Genomic DNA, 17,513 nt, shown 5'->3' with positions numbered 1-17,513 from the left:
CCCGCGTGGCCGTTCGCAGAAAATCTAGGAGCCGTAGAACAACCGCTCGAACACGGCCCTGGCGCGCCGAGTGACCCCGAGGTAGTCCTCTTCCAAGGTCGTGGCCGAACCCGGAGGGTATTCGAGCAGACGCGCGATGCCGTCGAGAGCCTTGCGGTCGCTGGGCAGCACATCCGAGTTCTTATTGGCCCACAGGGTCACCGCAGATCGTGCGCGTGACGCGAAGACCCAGGCGGCTCGAAGAGTGGATGCGTCGGCCGCTGTGACGAGGTCGGCCGCGACAGCGGCATCCAGAGCCTCGAGCGTCGACGTGGTGCGCAGAGACGGAATGCGGCTGCCCCATTGCAGCTGAGTCAGCTGCACGAGCCACTCGACGTCGCTGAGACTGCCCCGGCCCAACTTGAGGTGTCGAAGCGGGTCGGTGCCCTGTGGCAAGCGCTCGTTTTCAACCCGGGCCTTGATCCTCTTGACCTCGCGAACCTCCTTCTCAGCAATCTCGGTGGGGAAGCGAACAGTGTCGGCGAGCTGCTCGAAGTCGTCTATGAGCGACTCGTCGCCCACCAGGCCTCGGGCTCGAAGAAGCGCCTGCGCCTCCCATGTGAGCGACCATCTCGCGTAATACGCCCGATACGAATCGAGCGAGCGCACCACGGCGCCGTTCTTGCCTTCGGGCCGCAGATCGATGTCGATGTCGAGCGGAAGTCGATTGTCTTCGGTGAGGCGCTTGATCTCGGTGGCGATGGCGAGAGCATCCGACGCGGCCGTCTGATTGTCGGCCGAACGTGCACGGTAGACGTACATCACGTCTGTGTCGGATCCGAATCCGACCTCGCGGCCACCGAGCCTGCCCATTCCGATGATCGCGAAGTCGATCCCGTCGGCCCCACTCGACATCGGCTTCCGCACGATGGTCGTGATGCCCGTCAGCAGAACGGTCGTGACGTCGGTCAGCCCGCGGGCGAGTTCGTCGACGGTGATGATGCCGAGAATCGACGAGATCGCGAGCCGCAGCACCTCTCGTCGTCGGGCCGCACGCAGCGCACTCGCCGCGGCATCCTTCGCATCGTGGCGCGCGATGATGGCGCGCATCTCCTCATCGAGTACAGCGCGAGGACGCGGTCGCAACTCGTCTTCGTTCTCGAGCCATGCCGCGGCCTCGGGTATGTTCTGGAGCAATTGCCCGACGTAGCGAGACGCCGACAGCACGTGAGTGAGCCTCGAAGCCGCTCCGGATGAATCGCGCAGCATCCGCAAGAACCAGTAGGTGTCGCCGAGAGAGTCGCTGAGACGCCGGAACGCGAGCAGGCCGTAGTCGGGATCGGCGCCGTCGGCGAACCACTGCAGCATCACGGGCAGGAGGTGCCTCTGAATGTTCGCTTTTCGAGACACCCCCGATGTCATGGCCTCGATATGCTTCAGCGCTCCCCGCGGGTCGATGAACCCGATGGCTGCGAGCCGCGCCTCCGCCTGAAGGCTGGTGAGTGCCACCTCGTCGGCCGAAAGGCCGGCCACCGCTGCGAGCAAAGGGCGGTAGAAGAGTCTGACGTGAAGGTTGCGTACCCGGTGTTTGATACCGTTCCACCGCTCGATGAGCTGCGCCGCAGACGGCTCGAGGTCGGTGGCGCGGGCGAGTACTCGCTGACCGAGTTCGTCGCGGGGCATCAGGTGGGTGCGTTTGAGAAAGCGCAACTGCAGACGGTGCTCGAGAAGGCGAAGGATGCGGTAATCCTCCGCGAACTCGATCTGCTCGGCCCGACCGATGTAGCCTCGGTCGGCGAGGGCCGTCAACGCGGCGATCGTGCCGGTCTGGTGGATCTCGTCGTCTGTCTGCCCGTGAACCAGCTGTAGAAGCTGAACCGTGAACTCGATGTCGCGAAGACCGCCAGGGCCGAGCTTGATCTGATAGTGAACGTCGTCTGCGGGAATGTGCTGGGTGACGCGCTCGCGCATCTTCTGTGCTGACTCGACGAATCCTTCGCGCGAGGCGCTGGACCAGACGCGCGGCGCCGTGGCCGCGACGTATTCCAAGCCGAGCTCCACGTCGCCGGCGAGCGGCCTGGCCTTGAGAAGGGCCTGGAACTCCCAGCTCTTGGCCCAGCGATCGTAGTAAGCGATGTGCGAGTCGAGGGAGCGTACCAGCGCGCCGTCCTTGCCCTCAGGGCGGAGGTTCGGATCGACCTCCCAGAGGCCCGGCTCGAGGCCTGACTCGTTGATGCCACGCATCGTGAGCATGGCCAGCCGCGTTGCGATCTCGATCGCGCGCTCGGGCGTCAGTTCGCTGTCGGGCTGCGCCTCTCCCACGAAGATCACGTCGACGTCACTCACATAGTTGAGCTCTCGCGCTCCCGCCTTGCCCATTCCGATGATGGCCAGTCGGGTCGCGGCGACGCTCTCGCGATCGAAGAACCAGAGGCCGAGTCCCTTGGTCGACAGCGTCGTGCGGGCAACGCTGAGCGACGCTTCGAGGGCGGCCGCAGCCAGGTCGGCGAGCACCGCGGCAATGCGGTCGAGCCCAGCCACAGGATCCGCCTGCTCGAGGTCGTAGGCGGCGACTCTGGCAAGCAGGCGCCGGTAACGCACTCGAAGCGCCGTCCACGCCTCTTCGCCCGAGAACGACGCGAAGCCGGCATGACCTCCAACCGCGTCGAGTAGAGCCGTCCGTGCCTCCTCCGCGGTGGGCAGCACGAGTCGCGGATCGGCGAGAACCGCCAGCTCTGCCGGATGGCGAGAGAAGAAGTCCCCGAGCCCTTTGGATGCGCCGAGCACGCGCACGAGACGGATACGATAACGCTCCTCGGCCAGAATCGCGGAGACGTCCTCCGGAGACCGGCGCAGAAGGATCGCCAGAAGCGACAGCGCTTGATCGGGATCGGCCGCGGAGGGAATCGCCGCGATCAGATCGTCGACGTCGAGGCTCGCCAGAGAGGCGACGACACGGAGCTGTTCGTCTGCCCACTCAAGGTCTGCGAAGCCCATCCTGGCCAGATAGCTGAGTGATCTCGATTCGCGCATGATCCTCCGGGAAAGGGATGCGACGACCCCGTCGCATCCCTCTTCAGCCTGGTGTTAGAGCATCTCCAGATTGCTCTTGAGCTCGAACGGCGTCACCTGGGCACGGTAGGCCTGCCATTCCTGACGCTTGTTGCGCAGCACGTAGTCGAACACGTGCTCGCCGAGCGTCTCCGCGACCAACTCGGATCCTTCCATCAATGTGATGGCTCGATCGAGGCTGGCGGGAAGCGGGTTGTAGCCCAAGGCACGGCGCTCGGCCTCGCTGAGGCTCCACACGTTGTCTTCGGCCTCCGGCGGCAGTTCGTAGCCCTCCTCGATGCCCTTCATGCCCGCGGCGAGAAGCAGCGAGTACGCGAGGTACGGGTTGGCGGCCGAGTCGATCGCCCGATACTCGATGCGCGAACTCTGACCCTTGTTGGGCTTATAGAGCGGCACGCGCACGAGCGCAGAACGGTTGTTGTGGCCCCAGCACACGAAGCTCGGTGCCTCGTCGCCACCCCACAGGCGCTTGTACGAGTTGACGAACTGGTTCGTGACGGCCGTGATCTCCGGAGCGTGGTGCAGCAGCCCGGCGATGAACTGGCGTCCGATCTTCGAGAGCTGGTACTCGGCCCCGGCTTCGTAGAATGCATTACCGTCGCCCTCGAAGAGCGAGAGGTGGGTGTGCATTCCCGACCCGGGGTGGCCCGCGAGAGGCTTCGGCATAAACGTGGCGTAGACGCCCTGCTCGATGGCGACCTCTTTGATCACGGTGCGGAACGTCATGATGTTGTCTGCCGTGGTCAGCGCGTCGGCGTACCGCAGGTCGATCTCGTTCTGGCCGGGACCGGCTTCGTGATGGCTGAATTCGACCGAGATGCCGAGGTCTTCGAGCATACGAACGGATCGGCGGCGGAAGTCGTGCGCGGTGCCTCCGGGCACGTTGTCGAAGTAGCCGGCGGAGTCCACGGGCTCAGGACCGGCAGCGCCGTACTGAGACGACTTCAGCAGATAGAACTCGATCTCCGGATGCGTGTAGAACGTGAAGCCCCGGTCGGCGGCCTTCGCCAGGGTGCGCTTCAACACGTTGCGAGGATCGGCTACAGCCGGCAGGCCATCCGGTGTGGTGATGTCGCAGAACATGCGAGCGGTCGGGTCGATCTCGCCTCGCCACGGAAGGATCTGGAACGTCGTGGGATCGGGATGAGCGAGCACATCGGCCTCGTACGACCTCGTGAGCCCCTCGATCGCCGAACCGTCGAATCCGAGACCCTCAGTGAAGGCCCCTTCGACCTCGGCTGGGGCGATGGCTACTGATTTCAGGGTTCCGACCACGTCGGTGAACCAGAGCCTGATGAATTTGATGCCGCGTTCCTCAATGGTGCGAAGAACGAAGTCACGCTGCTTATCCATCTATGGGGACTCTCTTTCGAACGGGGTCTTTCAACCAGTTACAGGTTAGTGCACGCCCTCGATCTGACGGGTCAGCTGGGAACGAGGACGATCCACGCGAACCAGGCCAGCATGCCGAGCCAGACGATGACACCGGTCGAGGCGAGGAGGGCCGCACCTCTGCTGCCGAGCTTCCAGACGACGATCAGTGCGAAGAGTCCGACGGCGAGCAGAATCCCGAGGTAGGGGAAGTACGAGGGAACTCCTACTAGGGCGAGCGCGGGTTGCTCAGCCGTCGCCGAGGCCATGCCGAGCGCCAGAATCGCACCGAAGACGAGGCCCGAGACGGGCGAGATTCCGGATGCGATGAGCAGACCGAGCCGCTCACGCTGGATGCCGCGCACGATGAGGGTGATGACCCAGCCGACGAACCAGAGAGCGCAGAATCCGAAGAAGATGATCGGGATCAACAGTTCGAACCAGTTCACCTCGTCTACGGCGCGAACGACCGACGCGGCTCGGGACGTCTCATGAATAGACGACGCCGTGACGAACGGAGTCGTCGCGTCATCGTGGTCGCAGACAGACGAGACATCTTCGCCGGGCTTGTCGAGCCAGGCGACAGCCGTCTGTGCTGCGCAGGCGCTCGTGCCGAGCACCTCGTGGCCCGCACCGGTGAACGTGACGAACTGACTTCCCGCAATCGATCCCGCGGCAGCCTGTGCTGTCGCCGCGGGCGAGATCGGGTCGTTCGATCCGGCAAGGATCAAGGTGGGCTGAGTGAACGTCGGAGGCACCCTCAGTTCGGTGCTGGCCGCGGTGATACCAGCCTGCGCGCACACGGCATCGGTGAGCGAATAGGTGACGAGCAGGGGTGGCTCGACGGGCACGACCGGTTCTTCACCCTCGGCGGGCGTCGCTGCCGCGGGCGCCGCAGGATCGGCCGACCAGTTGGCCTTCTGATCGAGGCAGGTCGAAGTGAGGTACTGCCCCCAGTTCGTTGTCCCCACCGCATCGGCGCCGAGCGCCACAAAGGGGGCCAACGCCCCGGTGTCTCCGGCTTCGAGGCGATCGAACAGCAGCGGAAGCGTGCTGGCGACAGCAGGATCGGTCAGCAGTTGCTGAACGAGGCTCACGAAGTCGTTGCCCTCGAGCTCGACAAAACGTTGATTGCCGGTGAAAGGGTTGGTGACGGGGCCTTTGAAGGGATCGTCATCGAGGTTGGATGCGAGTTGGGCGACCGTTGCTGCGTAGTCGGTTCCTTCGACGCCGGATCGGGCGGAGAGTTCGGCGAGCGACGTCTTGAGCCCGGCATACGCCTCGCCCTTGATATCGGCGGCAGCCGGGCTGTACGAATCGAGGAGTACGGCGTCGCTTCCGGCGGCGTCGAGCCCGGCGACAGCAGTCATCACCTTCGAGGACCAGTCAGACCCGAAGAGGGTCCAGGTCGGAATCTGAAGCTTGTTCCGCAGGTCGACCACGTCGGCCGCGGTCTGGGCGATCGTGTAACCATTCGGGTCTCCGCCGGCCTCGATGAAATCCGCCAGGCAGTCTGAGAGCGCGATTCCGACAGCGGTTCCCTCGGCCTCGACGGTGTCATCGGTCGACGTGAAGGAATCGATCCATGCGTTCGTGGCTCCGGGACAGTTCAGATTCGGAGTTGAGGCCGTCCCGCCGCGCTGCTCGAGCACGACGACATCTCTGTGGGTGCCGAAACCGAGGTCACGAGACAGGTGCTGGCCGACAGCGGCGGCAGACTGTCCGAGACCGGGGGCCATAACGACCATGGGAGTGCCCGTGGCCGGCTGCACACTCGCAGGTATTACCGCATAAGGGATGTCGATGGTACGGCTGGCGGGGTTCAGTCGGTTCTCGGGAACCGTGAGAACGCCGCACGTGGCATCTCCGCTCGACGGGTTCGGGCATCCGTCGCTGCCTGCAGCCGTCGCGGCACTGGGCGCACTGAGGGCCAGCACCAGGCCGGCCACAAGGGCGATGAACGGCATTCGCAGCCGACTTGTCTTTATCACTACACATCACCGTCACTATCGAGTCAGCCAAACGATACCGTGATCGATCGCTTCGACAGGCTGCGCCCCGCAGGGTGTTTCCGTCTCCGTCGATAGACTGGCACGATGTCAGAGACGCCGCCGTCAGTACCCCCTTCCACTCCGAAGCGCGTCCGCACACGCCATTTCCAGAACGCGAAGGCTGCCGGAACACCGATCACCGGGCTGACGAGCTACGACCAGCTGTCTGCCCGAATCTTCGACGAGGCCGGCATCGATTTTCTTCTCGTCGGCGACTCCGCGGGCAACACGGTTTTCGGCTACGACACCACTCTCCCGGTCACGATCGACGAGTTGATTCCGCTGACCCGCGCCGTTGCCCTGGCAGCGCAGAGGGCCTTCGTCGTCGCAGACATGCCCTTCGGCTCTTATGAGAGCGGCCCGCTCGAGGCCCTGCACACCGCGGTGCGCTTTATGAAAGAGACGCATGCTCACGCCGTCAAGCTCGAGGGCGGAGTACGCAGCGTCGAACAGATTCGGCGCATCGTCGGCGCAGGCATCCCGGTGATGGCGCACATCGGATTCACGCCGCAGAGCGAGCACGGACTTGGCGGCCACATCATCCAGGGGCGAGGCGACGGTCTGGAGCAGCTGATGGCCGACGCTCTCGCCGTGGAGGAGGCTGGTGCGTTCGCTGTGGTTCTCGAGATGGTTCCGAGCGAGGCGGCACGACTCGTCACCGAGAAGCTGCGCATCCCCACGATCGGAGTGGGCGCAGGCCCGCACGTCGACGGCCAACTCCTCGTATGGACCGATTTCGCGGGATTCTCGACCGGACGCATTCCGAAATTCGTGAAGCAGTACGCCGATCTCCGCGGGGTGCTGACGGATGCCGTGACCCGGTTCCGCTCAGACGTCGCGGACCACAGCTACCCCGGCCCAGAGAATTCCTACGACTGATCTGGTGCCATAGCCGGCGCTGATTCAGCGCTGCTCGTCGGCCTCTTCTTCGGCCCACTTCGCGCTGTTGGCGCGGAGTTTCTCGAGCGCGTGCGATGCTTCCGCCTCTGTGGCGAAGGGCCCCACTCGATCGACGACCGAGGATTCGTAGCCGTGCTCCACCTTGCCGGTCTTCATGTTGTACCAGTACTGCTTCGAGGCGTCTTCCGACATGTCAACTCCCGGGATCTCGCGCAGACCTCCGATGGTCCAGGCTTCGGCTACGTCAAATCCTAGGCCCAGTCTCGCGAACGCCGCAGATGCCTCGTCTGCCTTAGGCTCGATACCGAACGCACAGGCGCGCCCGACGCGTCGACGGCGATAGTTCGAGGAGACCGACCATGAGCACCCCAACCGCATCCAACGTGGCCATCGGCATCGATATCGGTGGCACCGGCATCAAAGGGGCGATCGTCGATCTCGACTCCGGTGAGTTGCTGAGCGACCGGGTGAAGCTCTCGACACCCGAGGGCGGCAAGCCGAAAGACATCGTCGGCACCGTCACGAAGATCCTCGAGAAGCTCACAGATGCTCCCGACGACGCGCCCATCGGAATCTGTTTTCCCGCCGTCGTGCGGAACGGACGCACGATGTCGGCCGCCAACGTCTCGAAGAAATGGATCGGCCTCGAGGCCGAGAAGCTCTTCGAAGACGCTCTGGGGCGAGACATCTTCTTCGTCAACGACGCGGATGCCGCGGGCTATGCCGAGGTGCGATTCGGAGCGGCTCGAGACCGGTCGGGTCTGGTCATGATGACCACCCTGGGCACCGGAATCGGCACGGCGATCATCTACAACGGAGTGCTCGTGCCGAACGCCGAGCTCGGGCACCTGCAGATCGACGGCGGCGACTACGAACTGAAGGCGGCGTACTCGGCCAAGGAGCGTGAGGACCTGTCCTGGTCCAAGTGGACCGAACGTCTGCAGAAGTACTATTCCGAGCTCGAGAAGCTGCTCTCCCCCGACCTCTTCATCGTGGGCGGCGGCGTCTCGAAGAACTATCAGGAGTTCCTGCCGCTACTCAACCTGACGACCGAGATCGTGCCGGCCGTGTTGCGTAACAACGCGGGCATCCTCGGGGCAGCAGCCCTCGCATCCCAGCCCCGCGTGGTCGCGGGCACCGAGGAGTCGCCCCAGGAGCATCCGGCCGCCGCGCTCTAGCGCGACCCGGCGTTCTGCGCCCGCTGGGCGGAGAGGGTGAATGGGCCGGCCGTACGCCGGGTTCTGTCCGGATCCGCGTTGCCGCGGACCCGTGACGGCCATCTATCTCGGGACTACGTTGCCGCAGCCCTCTAGCGGTCTACCCGGGAACTCGACGAGCCGTCTCGATCGTTCCCTGTCTGACCTTGCTCCGGGCGAGGTTTACCAAGCAAACCAGGTCACCCTGGCCTCTGGTGGTCTCTTACACCACCGTTTCACCCTTACCGCAAGGCTTACGCCTGCGGCGGTCTGTTTTCTGTGGCACTGTCTCGCGGGTTGCCCCGGGTGGGTGTTACCCACCGCCCTGCTCTGTGGAGCCCGGACGTTCCTCGGCAGCCGAGCATCCGAAGATGCATGACTGACGCGACCGTCTCACCGACCCATTCGTGTGGAAGTCTACGGCAGAACGCCGCGGCGGATCACAGGCCGGACTCCTCCGTGCGTACGAGGATGCAGTTGCTGTCGGGGTCGAGAACGACATCGTCTGGAGCTGCGGCTCGGATGACAGCGAGATCGGACTCGTGGAGCTTGACGTGGCTTCCCCCGGAGACTCCGCGGGTCAGCAGGGCCGCACCGATTCCGTATCGTGAACGCTGCTTGTCGTACAGCGCGACGAGCTCGGCGCTGATCGCCGAGGCGATGCGGGCTCGTCGCTCGGTCACCTGCGCGATTTCGGCGTTGATCTGTTCGAGCTTGTCGTCACGGTCGGCGGTCAGCTCTTTCTCTGTGACCACGAGCTCGTCGAGCCGTGCGGACGCGGCCTGAAAACGCGCGTCGATCTCCTCTTGGCGCTCCATGACGGTGAGTTCGATGTCTTCGAGGTCGGACTGGCGATTCAGCAGCGACGCCAACTCGTGTTCGAGCCCCTGGATGTCTTTCGGCGACGAGCTGATCGCGAGCCGCTCCCTGTCTCGTGCGATACGTGCTGCCACGACCTCGATATCGGATTCGACTCGGCCGATCTCGACCTTGGTGTCTTCGAGCTCGCCGCGAATGGACGCGGAGAGAGCCCGCGAACGGGCGACATCTTTGGCGAGCTCTGCGAGTGCGAGTGACTGCGGAAGCGTCTTGGCGGTGTGCGCTAGCTGGTCGAGTCGCGTGTCTGCAGCCTGCAGATCGAGAAGTGCTCGCTGCTCGGTGATCGGTGCCTTCATGGGTGCCTTCCTTGGCTGAGCGTTGTGGATGCCGTATGACGGCGAGTCGGACGAGATTATTGGGTGACGACGAAGTCCCACGGGTCGGTTCGCAACTCGCTCACCGTGAATGCGGCGCCCGGCAATTCGGCGGCGAGCGCTTCGGCGGCGGAGTCGAGCCAGAGCCACTCGCTGGCCCAGTGCGATACGTCGATGAGAGCGGGACCGGCCGACAGCATCGACTGCTGCCTGGACTCCGATGCGGGATGGTGACGCAGATCGCTCGTGATGTACACATCGGCCGAGGTGACCGCGGGGTCGGCCAAGAGAGAGTCGCCGGCACCCGCGCAGAGGGCCACACGAGCGATCTGCTGGTCGTAATCGCCTGACACCCGGATGCCCGTGGCCGTCGCCGGGAGGATCTCGCCGAGGGCGAGTGCCAGTCGGCCGAGAGTCGTCGGCTCGGCAAGGTCTCCGACCCGACCGATACCGGTACCAGAACGCTCGCCGACCACGATCGGTTCGGACTGAATCAGCCCGAGACGCTTCGCGAGAACCGACGAGGTTCCATCGTCGACGATGTCGGCGTTGGTGTGGGCTGCGACCAGGGCACAGCCCGAGCGAATGAGCCGCGTGAGCAGGGCGCCCTTGTAGCGGTCGGAGGCGACGGAGGTGATTCCGCGGAGCAGAAGGGGGTGATGAACGAACAGCACGTCAGCCCCGAGTTCGATCGCCTCATCGACGGTCTCGGCGACGGCATCGACGGCGAGGTGAACGCGCATTGCCGACTGCGTCGCATCTCCGGTGCTGACGCCCGGACGATCCCAGTCTTCGGCGAAGCGCGAAGGCCAGAGTCGTTCGACGGCGGCTTCGAAATCCTGGAGCGTGTGCATCACCCGCCCAGCCTACCGGCGGGGGCCTGTGTGACTCCGGCACCCGCACCTGGCGCGACCCACGGCATCCGTCTTGCCGAAGCAGCACGGGGAGTTGCACCGGCGACGCGCTCGACCCATCGTTGAGTCATGACCGATCACGAGCAGCAGTCGCCGGCGTCTTTCTGGGAATCGCGTTACCGGGAGGCCGACAGGGCCTGGAGCGGACGCGCGAACGCGGCGCTCGAGCGGGAAGCCGTCGACCTGGCTCCTGGCAGGGCACTCGACCTCGGCAGCGGCGAGGGCGGTGACGCGTTGTGGCTGGCGTCCCGCGGGTGGAGGGTGACCGCGGTGGACATCTCGCCTACGGCGTTGGAACGAGGGCGCGCTGCGGCCGATTACGCGGGGTTGGGCGAGCGGATCTCGTGGGTCGAGGCGGACCTCGCAACATGGATTCCTGACGGAGAGTTCGATCTCGTGTCGGCGCACTTCTTGCACTCCCCCGTAGAGCTTCCGCGAGAGGCGATTCTGCGGCGTGCGGCGTCGGCCGTGGCTCCCTCCGGAGTGCTCCTCATCGTCGGACACGGTGCCTTTCCCCCGTGGTCGACGCATCGACACGAAGGCCCTCCGCTGCCCGGGCCTGACGCGGTGTTGACGAGTCTTGCCCTGCCGGTGGCTGAGTGGACCGTGCTGACGAGCGCCATGGTCGACCGCGACGCCGTGTCTCCGTCGGGCGAACCGGTCGTTATGACCGACGCAGTGCTCACGTTGAGACGCGCTGTCTCAGTGTGAGGTGGTGTCGTGACGTCCCGCTGTCGGGGGCTCTCGCTATCGTCGATTGCTGGGGGCGGACAACGGGAGAACACCATGATGAACGACGCGCACGCGGTAGCCGAATTGATGCGCTGGGCGGCTGAGAACGCGGCCCCCCTTGCCTGGCAGCGAGTCGGTGATGAGTCGATCGAGTTCGACGTCGCAGCACCCTACTCCGTGCGGCTCGCGGCCGCGGCAGGCACGTGGCAGCTCGAGACGGTGTCGGGCCGAGGCATCCGAACGTCGTCGCTGGGCGACATCGAGACGCCGTTCGACGCCGTGCTTGAATCGCTGCGCGACCGGCTCTACAGCACGGCCACAGACGAGTTCGACGAAGCCGATCGATCGGGCGGTCAGGCCATCGCGCAGGTGCTGCGCACCTCGTCAGACGAAGAGCGCGACGGCCTCTGGTGCGCCCGGGCGGCAACCCTCCTCGCAGGCCACGCCATCAAAGACGGCTACGGGCTGCAGGCGCAGCTGAGGCTCGAAGAGGCAGCAGCGCTTTACGCTGCCGCGGGCGATATCGACGCCGAGAACCGCATGCTGCAGACGCTGGCATCGCTTCCGGAGTTGCTGAGGGCGTGACGAACGTATGAACGCCGTGCCATTGCATCTCCCCACGCTGCGTGGAGAGCACGTACGCCTTCGAGAGTGGCGGCAGTCCGATAGCGCGATCGTGCGCGATGCATCCCACGATCCGCTGATCCCGCTTCTCACGACCGTGCCCGACACGGCGGGCGAGCCTGAGGCGCTGGCGTTCATCGAGCGCCAGAACCACCGGGTCGCATCAGGCGCAGGATATGTCTTCGCGATCGCAAACGAAGACGATCGAGCCGTCGGCCACATTGGCCTCTTCTTCGCGAACGGCGCGGGCGCGCGCGCCAGTATCGGATACTGGATCGGTCCTTCTGAGCGCAGACGCGGATACGCCGCGGACGCGCTCGCCACGCTGACGTCTTGGTCGCTGAAGCTTCACGATCTTGATCGGCTCGAGTTGTACGTGGAGCCGTGGAACGTCGGCTCGTGGAGAGCGGCGGAGAAAGCCGGTTACGAGCGTGAGGGGCTGTTGCGTGCGTGGGAACGAATCGACGGTCGCCCCCGGGACATGTACATGTACGCTCGGCTCACCGATCGCGCACGCACCGACGAGGCATCGCCATAGCGGCAAAAGGTACGAACGGAGGGAGTTCGTCACCGAGAAACACGCCAGAGACAACAGGGGTGGGCCCTACCGGGCTCGAACCGATGACATCCACGGTGTAAACGTGGCGCTCTACCAACTGAGCTAAAGGCCCCTGCATCACGAGAAAACTCATGTCTCGTGCGGTGAACAGATTACACGCTCGCGGCGCAAAGCCGGAATCCGACCGTCAGTCCGCGAGGACGTATCCGTGGGCAGGCACCGTGGTTCCCCGCAGGGCGACCTCGTCATCCGTCAGATTGAGTGCCAGCGTCGCGCGGCCGTCGCCCGAACGGGCCGTCGCCTCGAGCAGGAGTGTCTCGTTCGCCAGCTCCAGCACCTCGACGCGCGCGTCATGCAACCACGCGTGCTGCCGACGGAAGGCGATCAGGCGCTGGTGCAACTCGAAGACCTCGTTTCGCTGCCACTCCGGCGCGTCGCGATCGGCCCGCGGCCTCACCGCGTCGTCTCCCCCTGCCCTGTCTTCTTTCACTCCGGTCAGACCGCGCTCGTCTCCGTAGTAGACGCTCGGAACGCCGGGCAGGAAGAAGAGCAGCGCGTGCGCCAGCTGTGCATGGCGACTATCGCCAACGAGCGAGGCGATGCGAGTGACGTCGTGGTTTCCGACGAAGGTGAGCGGAGAGAATCGCTCGACGAACTCCTGATGCCGCTCGAGCGACCACGCCAGTTCGAAGAAGTTCTTCTCGTTCAGCGAGTTCCAGATCGCCTTCCACAGCTCGTACTGGGTCACGGAATCCATGCCGGACTCGTCGACGATCGAGGCGTAGTCTCCGTGGATCACCTCGCCCACGATCCACACGTCGGGATGCGTCGAGCGGACCGCGTCGAGGATCGGCCGCCAGGCATCCGGAGCCACGGCGTACGCCGCGTCTAGTCGCCAGCCGTTGGCACCGCGGTCGAGCCAGTGCCGCATGACGCGCGTCACATAGTCGGCGGCGGGCGGATGCGAGAGGTCGAGTTCGACGAGATGGCCATGGCCCTCGAAGACGGCCGGCTTGAGTTCGCCGCTTGTGGGCTGCTCGGCGTCGAGCCGGAACCACGCCGCCTCGGCCGAACCGGGACCAGCTTCTATCGCGGCCTGCCACAGCGGGTTGCTGCGAGCAACGTGGTTGAACACGCCGTCGAGAAGAATTCGGATGCCTCGCTCGCGACAGGCGACGACGAGCGCATCGAAGTCGGAGTCGTCGCCGAGCCTCGGATCGATGCTCAGATGATCGATCGTGTCGTAGCCGTGGCTCTCGGAGTCGAAGATCGGTCCGAGCGCGAGACCGTTCGACCCGAGATCGACGACATCATCGAGCCATGGCACGATGTCGCCCAGCCGATGCTCGACGGGCGCATGCGGGTTGCTCGTCGTGTCGGCTCCGACGAATCCCAGAGGGTAGACCTGCCACCAGATGACGTGCTCGGTCCATGCGGGCATCGGGTGACTCAGACCGAGACCGACCGCATCTCGTCGAGCGCCGCCCTGTACGCCTCGATCGAGCGGGCCTCACCCGGAGCGGTGATGAAGCTCTCGCGGATGATGCCGTCGATGTCGATGAGGAAGGTGGCGCGATTGGCGAAGCCCTTGCCCTCGAGAAAGACTCCATACTCCTTGGCGACAGCGCCGTGCGGCCAGAAGTCGGCCAGCAGGGTGAAGTCGTAGCCCTGCACCTCGGCCCACGAGCGCAGTGCGCTCTTGGAGTCGACCGAGATACCGAGGAGCTCGACGTCGTTGTCTTTGAAGAGGTTGAGGTTCTCCTCGAGAGCGCATAGCTCGCTCGTGCACGTGCCGGAGAACGCCAGCGGGAAGAAGACGAGAGCGACGGCCTTCTTGCCGCGGAACTGGCTCAACCGGATTCTCTCGCCGAACTGGTTGGCGAGGTCGAAATCGGGAGCGCGGGTGTCGTTCTCCAAAGCCATGGTTGTACTGATTCCTTTCGCGAGCGGGGATGGACGCCTTGTGGGCCCCGACCTGGGTGCCCGTTCGCTGAACGTCGCCGATCCTACGCCTGATCCCAGCCAGTACCAACCGGAACGCGGCCAGAGTGCCGTCAACATTCACTAGGCTGGAGGATGGCGCGCATCCCGACGCCCGGACACGAATCCGGGCACGGCACGCACCAGCACTAGAAAATCTGTCACCCACAGAAAGAGGTCGACGTTGACTGTCAACGACCAGGACCCGTACTCGGTTAGCTCGACCGATTCCGATCCCGAAGAAACCGCGGAGTGGAACGAGTCACTCGACCAGCTGGTTGCGGCTCACGGCCACGGGCGTGCTCGCGAGATCATGCTGAGCCTGCTGAAGCGAAGCAAGGAGCTGCATCTCGGTGTGCCGATGGTTCCGACCACCGACTACATCAACACGATCGCTTCAGAGAACGAGCCCGAGTTCCCGGGCAACGAAGAGATCGAGCGCCGTTACCGCGCGTGGATCCGCTGGAACGCCGCCGTGCTCGTGCACCGCGCACAGCGACCCGGCATCGCCGTCGGCGGACACATCTCGACCTACGCGTCGAGCGCCGCCCTCTATGAGGTCGGCTTCAACCACTTCTTCCGTGGCCAAGACCATGCGTCCGGCGGAGACCAGATCTTCGTTCAGGGCCACGCCTCCCCCGGAACCTACGCTCGCGCCTTCCTCGAGGGTCGCCTGGGCGAGAACCAGCTCGACGGCTTCCGCCAGGAGAAGTCGCATGTGGGCGGCGGACTGTCGTCGTATCCGCACCCGCGTCTGATGCCCGACTTCTGGCAGTTCCCCACGGTCTCGATGGGTATCGGCCCGATCAACGCGATCTACCAGGCCCAGTTGGCCAAGTACGTCACGAACCGTGGCATCAAGGACGCGTCTGACCAGCAGGTCTGGGCGTTCCTCGGCGATGGCGAGATGGACGAGGTCGAGAGCCGCGGACAGCTGCAGGTCGCAGCCAACGAGGGCCTCGACAACCTCAACTTCGTGATCAACTGCAACCTGCAGCGCCTCGACGGCCCTGTGCGCGGCAACGGCAAGATCATCCAGGAGCTCGAGAGCTTCTTCCGCGGCGCCGGCTGGAACGTCATCAAGGTCATCTGGGGTCGCGAGTGGGACTCGCTGCTCGCCAACGACACCGACGGTGCGCTGCTCAACCTCATGAACACCACGCCGGATGGCGACTTCCAGACGTACAAGACCGAAGACGGCGCCTACGTGCGCGAGAACTTCTTCGGTCGCGACCCCCGCGCGCTCAAGCTCATTGAGAACTACACCGACGACGACGTGTGGAACCTCAAGCGCGGTGGACACGACTACCGCAAGGTGTACGCGGCGTTCAAGGCTGCGGCCGAACACAAGGGCCAGCCCACCGTCATCCTCGCCCACACGATCAAGGGCTACGGCCTGGGCAAGAGCTTCGAGGGCCGCAACGCGACCCACCAGATGAAGAAGATGACGCTCGACAACCTCAAGGCGTTCCGCGACGAGCTTCGGATTCCCATCACCGACGCTCAGCTCGAGGAGAACCCCTACCTTCCGCCGTACTACAAGCCGGCCGAGGGCGACGAGGCCATCGAGTATCTGCACGAGCGTCGACGCGAGCTGGGCGGCTATCTGCCCGAGCGCCGCTCGAAGTACGAGCAGGTCGCTCTGCCCGACGACTCCGCATACCAGACCCTCAAGAAGGGTTCGGGAACGCAGGAGATCGCGACCACCATGGCGTTCGTCCGTCTGCTCAAGGATCTGACGCGCGCCAAGGGCTTCGGCCACCGCATCGTGCCGATCATTCCCGACGAGGCGCGCACCTTCGGTCTCGACGCGTTCTTCCCGACGTCGAAGATCTACAACCCGAACGGTCAGAACTACACCTCGGTCGACCGCGACCTGCTGCTCGCCTACAAGGAGAGCCCGCAAGGAACGATCATTCACGTGGGTATCAACGAGGCCGGCGCGCTGGCTGCCTTCACCGCCGTGGGAACGTCTTACTCCACGCACGGCGAGCCGCTCATCCCGGTCTACGTCTTCTACTCGATGTTCGGATTCCAGCGCACGGGCGACGCTCTGTGGGCCGCAGGCGACCAGATGGCTCGTGGATTCGTCATCGGTGCGACCGCCGGACGCACGACGCTCACGGGTGAGGGCCTGCAGCACGCCGACGGACACTCGCTCCTGCTCGCATCCACGAACCCGGCGGTCGTCTCGTATGACGCCGCCTACGGTTACGAGATCAACCACATCGTGCGTGACGGTCTCGAGCGCATGTACGGCGGCACACACAGCGACCCGAACGTCATGTACTACCTGACGGTCTACAACGAGCCGCACGTGCAGCCGGCCGAGCCCGAGGGTCTCGACGTCGACGGCGTCCTTCGCGGCATCTACAAGTTGAAGAACGGCTCCGTCGAGGGCCCGAAGGCGAATATCCTCGCCTCCGGCGTCGCGGTGCCCTGGGCCCTCGAGGCACAGCAGCTTCTGGCTGACGACTGGGGCGTATCCGCAGATGTGTGGAGCGTCACCTCGTGGACCGAACTTCGTCGCGATGGGCTGAAGGCCGAGGAGCACAACTTCCTCAACCCGAATGCCCCCAAGCAGACGGCGTACGTCACCTCGAAGCTGGCAGACGCAGCTGGCCCGTTCGTCGCGGTGAGCGACTACATGCACGCCGTGCCCGACCAGATCAGGCAGTTCGTGCCCGGTGACTACGCGACCCTCGGTGCCGACGACTTCGGATTCTCGGACACTCGGCCCGCGGCTCGTCGATTCTTCAAGATCGACGGCCCGTCTGTGGTCGTACGCACGCTCGAGCAGCTCGCCGCCAAGGGCGAGGTCGATGCCTCGGCGCCGGCATGGGCAATCGAGAAGTACCGTCTGTACGACGTGACGGCCGGAACCTCGGGTTCCGCCGGCGGAGAGAGCTGACGACCGCGCGACGGCCGAAGCGTTCGATGAG

The 17,513-nt window shown here is 64.9% G+C and carries 14 protein-coding genes, 1 tRNA gene and 1 other RNA gene; 6 read left to right on the top strand and 10 right to left on the bottom strand.

Going from position 1 to position 17,513, the window contains the following annotated elements; genetic code table 11:
* Positions 1-24: 24 nt before the first annotated feature.
* From B9Y86_RS11125 to B9Y86_RS11115, 3 genes are all read right to left on the bottom strand, one after another.
* Complete coding sequence (locus B9Y86_RS11125) at positions 25-3,012, bottom strand: bifunctional [glutamine synthetase] adenylyltransferase/[glutamine synthetase]-adenylyl-L-tyrosine phosphorylase (protein ID WP_085485960.1); 2,988 nt, start codon at positions 3,010-3,012, stop codon at positions 25-27.
* 54 nt (positions 3,013-3,066) lie between these two features.
* A complete protein-coding gene (locus tag B9Y86_RS11120) occupies positions 3,067-4,404 on the bottom strand; it encodes a glutamine synthetase family protein (RefSeq protein WP_044438472.1) in 1,338 nt (445 codons plus the stop codon).
* A gap of 71 nt (positions 4,405-4,475) precedes the next feature.
* A complete protein-coding gene (locus B9Y86_RS11115) occupies positions 4,476-6,389 on the bottom strand; it encodes an alpha/beta hydrolase (protein WP_085485958.1) in 1,914 nt (637 codons plus the stop codon).
* Positions 6,390-6,518: 129 nt separating this feature from the next.
* Here B9Y86_RS11115 and panB point away from each other — a divergent pair, with 129 nt between their 5' ends.
* Positions 6,519-7,352, top strand: a complete 834-nt coding sequence (gene panB, locus B9Y86_RS11110; RefSeq protein WP_085485956.1) for a 3-methyl-2-oxobutanoate hydroxymethyltransferase — start codon at positions 6,519-6,521, stop codon at positions 7,350-7,352.
* 24 nt (positions 7,353-7,376) lie between these two features.
* On the opposite strand, the gene B9Y86_RS11105 is transcribed toward panB, so the two are convergent.
* On the bottom strand, positions 7,377-7,565 hold the full coding sequence (locus B9Y86_RS11105) for a hypothetical protein (RefSeq protein ID WP_055781124.1): 189 nt from the start codon (positions 7,563-7,565) through the stop codon (positions 7,377-7,379).
* A gap of 167 nt (positions 7,566-7,732) precedes the next feature.
* On the opposite strand from B9Y86_RS11105, the gene ppgK reads away from it, so the two are divergent.
* Positions 7,733-8,551, top strand: a complete 819-nt coding sequence (gene ppgK, locus B9Y86_RS11100) for a polyphosphate--glucose phosphotransferase (RefSeq protein WP_085485954.1) — start codon at positions 7,733-7,735, stop codon at positions 8,549-8,551.
* Positions 8,552-8,588: 37 nt separating this feature from the next.
* On the opposite strand, the gene rnpB is transcribed toward ppgK, so the two are convergent.
* The 3 genes from rnpB to B9Y86_RS11085 all read right to left on the bottom strand — a co-directional run bounded on the left by rnpB (position 8,589) and on the right by B9Y86_RS11085 (position 10,619).
* Positions 8,589-8,973, bottom strand: an RNA gene (gene rnpB / locus B9Y86_RS11095) — RNase P RNA component class A.
* Positions 8,974-9,009: 36 nt separating this feature from the next.
* Entirely contained in the window at positions 9,010-9,744 is a 735-nt protein-coding gene (locus tag B9Y86_RS11090; protein ID WP_085485952.1) for a zinc ribbon domain-containing protein, read from the bottom strand.
* A 56-nt stretch (positions 9,745-9,800) separates the two neighbouring features.
* On the bottom strand, positions 9,801-10,619 hold the full coding sequence (locus B9Y86_RS11085) for a Nif3-like dinuclear metal center hexameric protein (protein ID WP_425319473.1): 819 nt from the start codon (positions 10,617-10,619) through the stop codon (positions 9,801-9,803).
* 126 nt (positions 10,620-10,745) lie between these two features.
* Here B9Y86_RS11085 and B9Y86_RS11080 point away from each other — a divergent pair, with 126 nt between their 5' ends.
* The 3 genes from B9Y86_RS11080 to B9Y86_RS11070 all read left to right on the top strand — a co-directional run bounded on the left by B9Y86_RS11080 (position 10,746) and on the right by B9Y86_RS11070 (position 12,570).
* A complete protein-coding gene (locus tag B9Y86_RS11080) occupies positions 10,746-11,387 on the top strand; it encodes an SAM-dependent methyltransferase (protein WP_085485948.1) in 642 nt (213 codons plus the stop codon).
* A gap of 75 nt (positions 11,388-11,462) precedes the next feature.
* Entirely contained in the window at positions 11,463-11,993 is a 531-nt protein-coding gene (locus tag B9Y86_RS11075; RefSeq protein WP_085485946.1) for a hypothetical protein, read from the top strand.
* Between the two features lie 7 nt (positions 11,994-12,000).
* Entirely contained in the window at positions 12,001-12,570 is a 570-nt protein-coding gene (locus tag B9Y86_RS11070; RefSeq protein WP_085485944.1) for a GNAT family N-acetyltransferase, read from the top strand.
* A 60-nt stretch (positions 12,571-12,630) separates the two neighbouring features.
* Here B9Y86_RS11070 and B9Y86_RS11065 read toward each other — a convergent pair.
* The 3 genes from B9Y86_RS11065 to B9Y86_RS11055 all read right to left on the bottom strand — a co-directional run bounded on the left by B9Y86_RS11065 (position 12,631) and on the right by B9Y86_RS11055 (position 14,514).
* Positions 12,631-12,703, bottom strand: a tRNA-Val gene (locus B9Y86_RS11065).
* A 75-nt stretch (positions 12,704-12,778) separates the two neighbouring features.
* Positions 12,779-14,032 carry an alpha-amylase family glycosyl hydrolase gene (locus tag B9Y86_RS11060; protein WP_085485942.1) on the bottom strand — a complete coding sequence of 418 codons (1,254 nt, stop codon included), beginning with the start codon at positions 14,030-14,032 and terminating at the stop codon, positions 12,779-12,781.
* A gap of 8 nt (positions 14,033-14,040) precedes the next feature.
* A complete protein-coding gene (locus B9Y86_RS11055; protein ID WP_085485940.1) occupies positions 14,041-14,514 on the bottom strand; it encodes a peroxiredoxin in 474 nt (157 codons plus the stop codon).
* Between the two features lie 241 nt (positions 14,515-14,755).
* On the opposite strand from B9Y86_RS11055, the gene aceE reads away from it, so the two are divergent.
* A complete protein-coding gene (gene aceE, locus B9Y86_RS11050) occupies positions 14,756-17,482 on the top strand; it encodes a pyruvate dehydrogenase (acetyl-transferring), homodimeric type (protein ID WP_085485938.1) in 2,727 nt (908 codons plus the stop codon).
* Positions 17,483-17,513: the final 31 nt, after the last annotated feature.

The organism is Agreia pratensis (assembly GCF_900177685.1).
In the GTDB taxonomy this organism is placed as follows: Bacteria; Actinomycetota; Actinomycetes; order Actinomycetales; family Microbacteriaceae; genus Agreia; species Agreia pratensis.
Note: the sequence above shows the minus strand (reverse complement) of the source record. Positions and strands in the feature narration are given on the sequence as shown.

Excerpts from the sequence above, each read along its gene's own strand:
- B9Y86_RS11080 (WP_085485948.1), top strand. The coding sequence starts at position 10,746 with ATGACCGATCACGAGCAGCAGTCGCCGGCGTCTTTCTGGGAATCGCGT.
- B9Y86_RS11115 (WP_085485958.1), bottom strand. The coding sequence starts at position 6,389 with ATGCCGTTCATCGCCCTTGTGGCCGGCCTGGTGCTGGCCCTCAGTGCG.
- B9Y86_RS11105 (WP_055781124.1), bottom strand. The coding sequence starts at position 7,565 with ATGTCGGAAGACGCCTCGAAGCAGTACTGGTACAACATGAAGACCGGC.
- ppgK (WP_085485954.1), top strand. The coding sequence starts at position 7,733 with ATGAGCACCCCAACCGCATCCAACGTGGCCATCGGCATCGATATCGGT.
- panB (WP_085485956.1), top strand. The coding sequence starts at position 6,519 with ATGTCAGAGACGCCGCCGTCAGTACCCCCTTCCACTCCGAAGCGCGTC.
- B9Y86_RS11060 (WP_085485942.1), bottom strand. The coding sequence starts at position 14,032 with ATGCCCGCATGGACCGAGCACGTCATCTGGTGGCAGGTCTACCCTCTG.
- B9Y86_RS11070 (WP_085485944.1), top strand. The coding sequence starts at position 12,001 with ATGAACGCCGTGCCATTGCATCTCCCCACGCTGCGTGGAGAGCACGTA.
- B9Y86_RS11075 (WP_085485946.1), top strand. The coding sequence starts at position 11,463 with ATGATGAACGACGCGCACGCGGTAGCCGAATTGATGCGCTGGGCGGCT.
- B9Y86_RS11120 (WP_044438472.1), bottom strand. The coding sequence starts at position 4,404 with ATGGATAAGCAGCGTGACTTCGTTCTTCGCACCATTGAGGAACGCGGC.
- B9Y86_RS11090 (WP_085485952.1), bottom strand. The coding sequence starts at position 9,744 with ATGAAGGCACCGATCACCGAGCAGCGAGCACTTCTCGATCTGCAGGCT.
- B9Y86_RS11125 (WP_085485960.1), bottom strand. The coding sequence starts at position 3,012 with ATGCGCGAATCGAGATCACTCAGCTATCTGGCCAGGATGGGCTTCGCA.
- B9Y86_RS11055 (WP_085485940.1), bottom strand. The coding sequence starts at position 14,514 with ATGGCTTTGGAGAACGACACCCGCGCTCCCGATTTCGACCTCGCCAAC.